At 61.7% G+C, this 6,302-nt stretch carries 5 protein-coding genes; 2 read left to right on the forward strand and 3 right to left on the reverse strand.

Translation table 11 applies throughout. The features are described from left to right. Window positions 1–132: 132 nt before the first annotated feature. Window positions 133–1,320: a glutathionylspermidine synthase family protein gene (locus tag ACVOLZ_RS21930; RefSeq protein WP_481517976.1), complete on the reverse strand. Its 1,188-nt coding sequence runs from the start codon at window positions 1,318–1,320 to the stop codon at window positions 133–135. A gap of 4 nt (window positions 1,321–1,324) precedes the next feature. Beyond that, window positions 1,325–1,891 (reverse strand): DUF1190 domain-containing protein, encoded by a 567-nt coding sequence (locus ACVOLZ_RS21935; protein ID WP_481517977.1) that lies wholly within the window; start codon window positions 1,889–1,891, stop codon window positions 1,325–1,327. A 519-nt stretch (window positions 1,892–2,410) separates the two neighbouring features. Between ACVOLZ_RS21935 and ilvD the strand changes: the two genes are divergently transcribed. Further along, on the forward strand, window positions 2,411–4,249 hold the full coding sequence (gene ilvD, locus ACVOLZ_RS21940) for a dihydroxy-acid dehydratase (protein WP_481517978.1): 1,839 nt from the start codon (window positions 2,411–2,413) through the stop codon (window positions 4,247–4,249). Between the two features lie 9 nt (window positions 4,250–4,258). Here the strand turns inward: ilvD and ACVOLZ_RS21945 are convergent, their stop codons facing one another. Beyond that, the gene (locus ACVOLZ_RS21945) at window positions 4,259–5,284 is read right to left on the reverse strand and encodes an integron integrase (protein WP_481517979.1); all 1,026 of its coding nucleotides are present in this window, start codon (window positions 5,282–5,284) and stop codon (window positions 4,259–4,261) included. A gap of 170 nt (window positions 5,285–5,454) precedes the next feature. Between ACVOLZ_RS21945 and ACVOLZ_RS21950 the strand changes: the two genes are divergently transcribed. Next, window positions 5,455–5,694, forward strand: coding sequence for a hypothetical protein (locus tag ACVOLZ_RS21950; protein WP_481517980.1), 240 nt, complete (start codon window positions 5,455–5,457; stop codon window positions 5,692–5,694). Window positions 5,695–6,302: the final 608 nt, after the last annotated feature.

Genomic DNA, 6,302 nt, shown 5'->3' on the forward strand with positions numbered 1-6,302 from the left:
GGTGGCGCCCCCCCGGCCCTCAAAAAAAAGGGGGTTTTTTTTCGCCCCCCCCCTGGCGGGGGGGGGGCCCCCGTTTCCACCCCTCCCCGTCCTTTGGCTCGGCTCTACAGTGATGTTTCAGACAACAACTGCTTACAGATAGATACGCGTTGTACCCTGCGGTGCATCATCAATGATGGCGTGCGGCAGGAAACGGGCGCTGTCGCGGGTGATGCGACTGTTGTCTTCGCGGATGCCAATACCACAAGCACGGTCGCCGACTATCCAACTACCCACCAACGGGTAGTTGCCATCAAACACCGGCAAGGCGTGGAACGCCTGGCGGATGCTCGGCCCGTTGTACGGCCCTTCGCTCTCCTGCCAGCTACCGTCGCTCATGTGCATGGCCACGTTTGCACCTTCGCGCGAATGCAGTGGCTTGCGCACCCAACCGGCCGGCAAGGCACTGCCATCGTCGAAATAGGACTCCAGCAGATTCGGGTGGCCACGATGGCGCTCCCACAACAACGGCAGGATGCCCTTGTTGCTCAGCACCGCCTTCCAAGCCGGCTCCAGCAACTGCACGCCCGAGCGCGGCAAGGCTGCGCCGAACTCTTCGCGCATCAGGTCTTCCAGCGGATACAGCTTGAACAGGCTACCGATCACCACGTCATCCAGATCGGTGAAGCGGCCATCAGCCGACAAGCCGATGTCCTCGATGGCAATCGCCGCCGCATGCAGCCCGGCCTGCGCCGCGCAATCACGCAGATAAGCGACCGTGCCCTGGTCCTCCTCGGACTCCCCCACCGCGCTGAAATACAGTGGCGGTGGCAGCCGCGAGGTCAACTCGGCGAAGCGCTCAACCAGAGTCTCATGGATGGAGTTGAACTGATCGGCCTGCTGCGGCAATGCGCCACGGTTACGCTGGTCTTCAAGCCACTGCCACTGAAAGAACGATGCTTCGTACAACGACGTCGGCGTGTCGTAATTCAGTTCGTACAGCTTGGCTGGACCATTGCCGTCATAGGCAAAATCCAAACGGCCATACAGATGCGGATCACGGCGGCGCCAGCTCTCGGCGATCCAATCACGGAAGGCTTCGGGGATGGCAAGCTGCGCCATCAGCGCTTCGCTGCCCACCACCTCGCCAACCAGATCCATCGCCATCGCATGCAGCTCGGCGCTGGGATCTTCGATATCGTTTTCGATCTGGCGCAGGGTGAACGCGTAGTACGCGCTTTCATCCCAATACGGCGCGCCGTCGATGGTGTGGAAGCGAAAGCCCGCTTCTGCGGCACGGGCCTTCCAGTTACCACGTTCGGCAATTGCAACGCGCTTCACTGCATCAACCGCCTACGCTGCTGCGGCCGCCGCTACGCGCACCAAAACCACCACGGCTGGCGGTGACGGCGCGGTTCGGGGTGGCGTTGACCGGAGCCAGTCCAGCCTTGCCTGCACCAATGCCGCTGCCGGTGTTCAAACCACCACTGCCACCCGGAGCGGCCGGCTTGGCCCAACCGTTGGCCTTGTCCTTGAACGCCGGCTGCGATGCCGGCGGCGCAGCCACGGCGCCACGGCTGCCGTTGAGCATCTGCGACATGAAGAAGCCCATCATCATCGGACCGATGAACGAGGTGCCGGCGCTGGTCTGCTGCTGCACGCACTGCTCGGCCGGGTATTCCTTGGCGCACTCTTCCTTGCTGGCGTACTTGGGCGCGGCGTCGGCGGATTGCTTCTGCGCGGTGGCAAACGCCTCGCGGCAGCTGGACGGATCGCCGGTCGCTTCGCTGCAGGCTTCCACCGAGGTGTACAGCCCTTCCTGCGTCTGCACCGTTTCTTCCTTCTGGCAGGCGGTCAGCAGCAGCGGCACGGCGCTCATCAGCACCAGTGCGGTGGCCTTGGATCGCTTCATGGTCGGTTCCCCGTCAATTTGATCCCCAATAATGCCCGATGAAGGCTGCAAGGCGGAAACCGGAAAACTCCCGAAACTGAATCGGTTTTCAGTTGATGCTTGGAAAGGCTTGGGGTGGCTGGGGTTTGGGTATTTTTGGATTGCTTCGCTATTCAGCGCGTGGGCGCTGGTGGTGCGTTGGAAGAGCAAAGCCAAAGGCACCCCTCCCAAACCCTCCCCTGCGCTGCGCGCAAGGGAGGGGGCTGTTTGCTGCGCTTGTCCAGGCCGCGAACGAGCCGCCTCTACCCCCTCCCTTGCGCGCAGCGCAGGGGAGGGTTGGGGAGGGGTGCCTTTGGCATTGGTTTTTGGCTTCGCTTCGCTCCGCCTCTTCCACCCACCCGACCAAGCAACCTCCAGCCCCCAACCAACCGCCCCATTCCACCTTCAAACCACCGCAAACCAATGGTTGCAGCTGCAACCGGGAACTTCATGCAGAATCAATCGCACTGCACTTCTGCACGACCGCCCCGCTCGCTCGCCATGCCTGATTACCGCTCTAAAACCTCCACCGCTGGCCGCAACATGGCCGGCGCCCGCGCCCTGTGGCGTGCCACCGGCATGACCGATGGCGACTTCCACAAGCCCATCGTCGCGGTGGTCAATTCCTTCACCCAGTTCGTGCCCGGCCACGTGCACCTGAAGGACCTTGGACAGCTTGTGGCGCGCGAGATCGAAGCCGCCGGCGGCGTTGCCAAGGAATTCAATACCATCGCCGTGGATGACGGCATCGCGATGGGCCATGACGGCATGCTGTACTCGCTACCCAGCCGCGAGATCATCGCTGACTCGGTCGAATACATGGCCAATGCCCACTGCGCCGACGCGCTGGTGTGCATCTCCAACTGCGACAAGATCACCCCGGGGATGTTGATGGCCGCACTGCGCCTGAACATCCCCGCGGTGTTCGTCTCCGGCGGCCCAATGGAGGCCGGCAAGACCAAGCTTGCCGACCACAAACTCGACCTGATCGACGCGATGGTTGCCGCTGGCGATGACAAGGTCAGCGACGAGCAGGTGGCCGCGATCGAACGCAGCGCCTGCCCCACTTGCGGCTCATGCTCGGGCATGTTCACTGCCAACTCGATGAACTGCCTGACCGAGGCGTTGGGTTTGTCGCTGCCGGGCAATGGCACCGTTGTGGCCACGCACAGCGACCGCGAGGCATTGTTCAAGCGCGCCGGCCGCCTCATCGTCGAACTCTGCCATCGCTGGTATGGCGGCGAAGAAGCCAACGTGCTGCCGCGCGGCATCGCCACCTTCGAAGCCTTCGAGAATGCGATGACGCTGGATATCGCAATGGGCGGTTCCACCAACACCATCCTGCACCTGCTGGCCGCTGCCCAGGAGGCCGAAGTAGCCTTCGACCAGCGCGATATCGATCGCCTGTCGCGGCGTGTGCCACAGCTGTGCAAAGTGGCGCCGAACACGCAGAAGTACCACATCGAAGACGTGCATCGCGCTGGCGGCATCATGGCTATCCTTGGCGAGTTGGCACGCGGCGGCCTGCTGCATACCGGTGCCTCCACCGTGCACAGCCGCAGCCTGGGCGATGCCATCGCGCAATGGGATGTTACCCAGACCCAGGATCAGGCCGTCCATCAGTTCTACAAGGCTGGCCCTGCAGGTATCCCGACGCAAGTGGCTTTCAGCCAATCCACGCGTTGGCCGTCGCTGGATGTGGACCGTGCCGAAGGCTGCATTCGTGACGTTGCCCATGCGTTCTCCAGCGAAGGCGGCCTGGCGGTGCTGTACGGAAATCTCGCCGCCGATGGCTGCGTGGTGAAGACCGCCGGCGTGGACGAATCCATCCATGTGTTCGAGGGCAATGCCCGCGTCTATGAAAGCCAGGACGCCGCAGTGAAAGGCATCCTCGGCAACGAAGTGCAGGCCGGCGACGTGGTGGTGATCCGCTACGAGGGACCGAAGGGTGGCCCGGGCATGCAGGAAATGCTCTACCCCACCAGTTACCTCAAGTCCAAGGGCATGGGCAAAGCCTGCGCCCTGCTCACCGACGGTCGATTCTCCGGCGGCACCTCCGGATTGAGCATCGGCCACTGCTCACCCGAAGCCGCAGGCGGTGGCACCATCGGCCTGGTCCGTGACGGTGACCGCATCCTGATCGACATCCCCCAGCGTGGCATCAACCTGCTGGTCGACGACGCAGAACTCGCACGTCGCCGCAGCGAACAGGATGGCAAGGGCTGGAAGCCCGTCGAAGCGCGCCCACGCAAGGTCACCACCGCGCTCAAGGCGTATGCGCTGCTCGCCACCAGCGCCGACAAGGGCGCCGTGCGGGACAAGGCGCTGCTGGACGGCTGATTGCTGCCATCACACCGGGAGTGGCAATACTCCCGGTAGCCGGTCCAAGGGACTGAGCAGACCGCCTGCCCCGCGCCCGAGCACGTGCGTGTAGATCTGGGTGGTAGTGACATCCTTGTGCCCAAGAAGCTCCTGCACAGTGCGAATGTCATGCCCGGCCTCCAACAAATGCGTCGCAAAGGAGTGACGCAGGGAATGACAGGTTACGGGCTTTGCGATGCCGGCAAGGGCCCGTGCCGATTTCACCGCACGCTGCAATGGTTCTTCGCTGACGTGATGCCGCCCGATTGCCCTGGTTCGAGGATCGGTAGAGAGTCGGGTAGACGGGAACAGGTATTGCCAGCCTGGCTCAGCGTTTGCATTTGGGTACTTGCGTGCCAGTGCATTCGGCAGCTGCACCCGGCCCATTCCTTCGTCGATATCCGCGTTGTGTATCAGCAGCGCCCGCTCGCGTTGCCGCAGCAGCCGCTCACTGAGCGAGATGGGCAGCGGCACGCGCCGGTCCTTGTTGCCCTTGCCACTACGCACACATATCTCGTTTCGCCCAAAATCCACGTCCTTGATACGAAGCCGAACACATTCCATCAAGCGCATACCGGTGCCGTACAGCAACTGCGCCATCATCGCCGCTTGCCCCTCCGGAACAGCTTGCAACAGGCGTGCAACCTCGTTCGGTGACAGAACAACCGGAAGACGACGCGGACGCTTGGCACGTACGACCTGATCCAAGCGCGGCAACTCCATGTCCAGCACCACGCGATAGAGAAACAGCAACGCCGACAACGCCTGGTTCTGGGTTGAAGCCGACACGCTTCCGACTGTCGCCAAATGGGTCAGGAAGTTTCCCACTTCGGTGGCGCCAAGTTCCTGTGGATGGCGTTTTCCATTGGCATGGATGAAGCGCCGTATCCAACCAAGGTAAGCCTGCTCGGTACGCAAGCTGTAGTGCCGAACCCGAATCTGCTGGCGTACCTGATCCAGTAATCGCGGGGGTTTGGCTACTTTTACGCCCGCTGAGACAGAGGTGTATTCCATATCACGGCTTCCGAGCGGTAATTAGCTTGGAGCTTGATATGACGATGCAGGCCCAAAAATCACGCAAGCCATTGTTTCTTTGTGAGAATTTTCCGGTTTGAAAGCGACCCGAAAGTGGGCATACTCGGCTTTACACCGCTTTTAGGCGGTCTACTAAGAGTTAGGCGGCAATGGAGCAAATCCTCACCTTTGAGATAGATGACTTTTCTGCCATCGTCAACGACGTGACCGTTCCCGTTCATTTGGGGATTTTCAAAGACTCGTCAGGTTATTTCCTTGTTAGCTCTTCGCCCCTTGGGGGCGATTCCTTCAACGGAGACACGTGGCACATATCAGTCGCTGACGCGTTCGCCCAAGCGCAGATGCAGTTCGGTATTTTACAAGGCAGGTGGCGCGCGGTTGCCGCCTAACAGTTCATTCAAGCCGACCCCGCTACGCGAGTCGGCTTAATTCCAGAGTTAGGGACCATGTGGAAGATTTTCGCAGCTGCCGTTCTTCTAGCCGGACTCGTCGGTTGCGAGACCCTGCGTGATCACCAAATGGAACGGTCGTTGGTTCGCTCGCGCGAGGCAGTATTGGCCAAGATCGATCCTGAAGAATGTCGGGCTAAAGGCGGTGCTATCCAGCAAGTGGGCATGTTTGGCACACCCTCCTGCGTCACGCCGCTACCGGATGGTGGCAAAGCATGCAGCTCCAACTCAGAGTGCTCCGGGGTCTGCTTCGCACCGGAGGGTGCCCCCATCGGTCAGGCAGCTACCGGCACCTGCCAAGCGGACACGGCTGCAATGTTCGGGTGCCACGATCACGTGGAGGAAGGAGTTGTCGCCGGGGGGCTGTGCGTTGACTAGCGTGGCCCCTAACAATTCATTCAAGCCGACGCCGCTTCGCGGCGCGGCTTAACTCAGGCGTTAGGCGGCGGTGTGTTGGTTGGCTGGCCCTTCTCCTTTCGGCAGCAACAACGGCAAGTCACTGGTCGGCTCCGGGCATCAGTTCCAACTGTTCCTGGCACCGGCAAGTT

The sequence above is a fragment of the Stenotrophomonas sp. STEN020 genome (assembly GCF_056760195.1).